Here is a 2,490-nt window from a genome sequence, read left to right as displayed (position 1 = left end):
CCGCCAGGCAAACTCACGGAACGCGGCACTGTTTCCTTCACCACTGAGTTGCCCGGCCAGACGGGACGCCACTTCAGAAACCCGGCCAAACCGCCCGACGGCATTATAACGCGCTGAGATTTCCGGCCAGCCCAGATGAAAAAGGGAAAGTTCATTACCCCGCCCTGCGCGGTGCGCTTCCGCCCAGATGCGCCTCAGCAAATCCGCATCCCCTCTGGGATCAAAGACAATCACCACCTCGCCGCGCCGGATATCCTGCGTAATCAACAACTCTGCCAGCCGGGTTTTCCCCACACGGGTGGTACCCATCACCAGGGTATGGCCGACCCGCTCGCGCAGATCCATAAATACGTCGGCTTCCTGCGGCTCAATACCGTGGATCACCGGATTGCCCCCCACCGGCGGCAGCGGACGTACCGGATTAAACGGCGAGTCTTGACGTAATAGCGCAGATAATGTCGGCCAACGGTATTCGGTTCTGCGCTCCAGTGCGCGGGCAAGCTGATAGATATGGGAAGGTTGCACAAATCGCTCGACTTCGGGCCGGCGGGTATCCTGCAAACGCTGGGTATGTTTTTGCTGCCAGCGAAAGCCCCTGCCCAGAAACAGCTGCTTATGACTGACGGGAATGTACTTTGTACTCATCTGATAACGCGGCAGGCGACGCAGGTTTCTGCGATAACGTATCACCTGAATACCCTGCCACGCGCGTATCACCGCCAGTATGGCAAAACCGACGGCCATTATAAAGCTGACTGACGGTGCCAGTGCGATGGCCCAGGGCGCTCTGATACAAACAAACGCGGCGACGGCTGACACCACGGCGGTATTCAGCTCCACGGCCGGGCGCAGCAGGGCCTCGATCACGTAACGACGGCTCATGGTGATAACTGCTGCGTGAGTGCGGTTGCGGTGATCAACACCGGATAATGTTGCAGTTGCAGACGGCGGGCCAGCTCGGTGCCGGAAGCGGGCGATAACAGTAAATCCGGCGCTGATGCCCGCAGTGACTGTAAGCCCGCCTTCTCACTGACATTGACCACCAGACCCACGGCGTGCAGTGCCTTAAGCCGCGCCGCATGCTGGTTTAACCATTGGCGGGAACCGGGATCATCACCGATAATAAACAATGCGCCAATCTCCGGCAGTTGCAGCGGCCGGCTTGCCACTTTCCCCGGTGTCAGTTCCGGTGTTCTGACCGGCAACATCACGGATTCATCTGCCACCTCGGGTAAGAAATGCGGTGGCAACGCAGGAATATTATCTGGTTGCGCATTAATGCCGTCATAAAAGGGCGAAGCATCTTTTCCGCCTAAATCCGCAATCACTTTCAGTTCGGCATGGCAGACATTCACCCATAACATCCCGATAATGGGCAATAAACCCAGCCATTTTATGATAATGACGTGATATGCCATCCCTGTTCCCCCTGTCGCAGTAATACCGGCATCACGCCGCGCCCAAACCGGAACCAATACCCCGCATCATGATTGAGCGTGATTTGCCGGTTGCGTACCCGTTCAACGGGAATATGATGCGCGTTGGCCCACTGCCGTAACAGGTTGTCATTGCCCTGACTGTCAACCAGATAGATATCAACCGGCTGATTTGCAGTCAGGACTTCGGCTAAACGGGTGTCACACGCCGGGCAATCGTTGGCTTTGACAAACAGCGCCAGACGGCCATCAGCTTCACGGGATTTTGCCATATTGACCGGCAACACATCCGGAAACAGCCGCTGCCAGGCAGCATCCACTGCACGCTGGAAGCGCAATTCTTTTTCGGCGCGGGCAAATTCCGATTTGACCCACTGCTCGGCATAACGGCGGCGCTCGGCATCATTTTCAGCTTCAATGCCCAGCGTCGTCAGCGGGTCAAGTCCCGGTGACTGAATCCCCCTGGGTCCCTTGAGTAATTGCTGATAACGCTGATATTCATTCGCCCGCAATCCCCATTGTTCAGCCTGGATTTTCAGGGATTGCTTTTGGCTTTCCACCGATTGCACCGGCTGCGACGTTAAGGGTGACGGTGTGCCTGCCCATGCTGAACCGCTTAGCAGTACGCATGCCACCAGACCGATTCGGTTTAGTACTACAGCCGTACGCGCTATTGTGACATGATAGCCCATGACATTTTTTCCTGAAAATACGGTAGGTTACGGGAGGTGCCATATGCACTCACCGACTAACGCTTGGGAACAGGAACTGCGCTCACTGCATACCCGTCTGGCCCCCTTGTTTCACCCATCCCGGCCCACAGCAACGCAGTCTCGCCTACCTTAAAGGATTGCTCAGTGATGTTGAACGTAAAAATGGCTGGCAACTGGCTAAATGGATAGGCGAGCGCACACCTGATGGGGTTCAGCATCTGCTGGAGCGCGACCGCTGGGATGCCGACGTCGCCCATACGCTTCATCATGGTATTCATAGCCATTTCACTGAGCGGTTTTTTGTAATCTGTGCGGCTCGGGAATACATACTGATAATCGCC

At 56.1% G+C, this 2,490-nt stretch carries 4 protein-coding genes; all 4 read right to left on the bottom strand.

Annotation, left to right across the window (positions count from 1 at the left end):
• On the bottom strand, positions 1 to 882 hold an 882-nt coding region (gene traD / locus PSI17_RS16495), incomplete at its 3' end, for a conjugative transfer system coupling protein TraD (RefSeq protein WP_273553000.1).
• Positions 879 to 1,418, bottom strand: coding sequence for an integrating conjugative element protein (locus PSI17_RS16490; RefSeq protein ID WP_273552999.1), 540 nt, complete (start codon positions 1,416 to 1,418; stop codon positions 879 to 881). The genes PSI17_RS16490 and traD, both read right to left, overlap by 4 nt.
• Positions 1,394 to 2,128: a TIGR03759 family integrating conjugative element protein gene (locus PSI17_RS16485; RefSeq protein ID WP_273552998.1), complete on the bottom strand. Its 735-nt coding sequence runs from the start codon at positions 2,126 to 2,128 to the stop codon at positions 1,394 to 1,396. The genes PSI17_RS16490 and PSI17_RS16485 overlap by 25 nt, the downstream gene beginning before the upstream one ends.
• Positions 2,129 to 2,184: 56 nt before the next feature.
• Positions 2,185 to 2,490, bottom strand: a 306-nt coding sequence (locus PSI17_RS17510) for a hypothetical protein (protein ID WP_443256044.1), incomplete at its 5' end; no start/stop codon positions are given.

Source organism: Xenorhabdus sp. IM139775, assembly GCF_028598745.1.
Taxonomy (GTDB): domain Bacteria; phylum Pseudomonadota; class Gammaproteobacteria; order Enterobacterales; family Enterobacteriaceae; genus Xenorhabdus.
This window is presented reverse-complemented; position numbering and strand designations above follow the sequence as displayed.

Bases quoted from the DNA above. Each gene is read 5' to 3' on its own strand.
- PSI17_RS16490 (WP_273552999.1), bottom strand. From the start codon at position 1,418: ATGGCATATCACGTCATTATCATAAAATGGCTGGGTTTATTGCCCATT.
- PSI17_RS16485 (WP_273552998.1), bottom strand. From the start codon at position 2,128: ATGGGCTATCATGTCACAATAGCGCGTACGGCTGTAGTACTAAACCGA.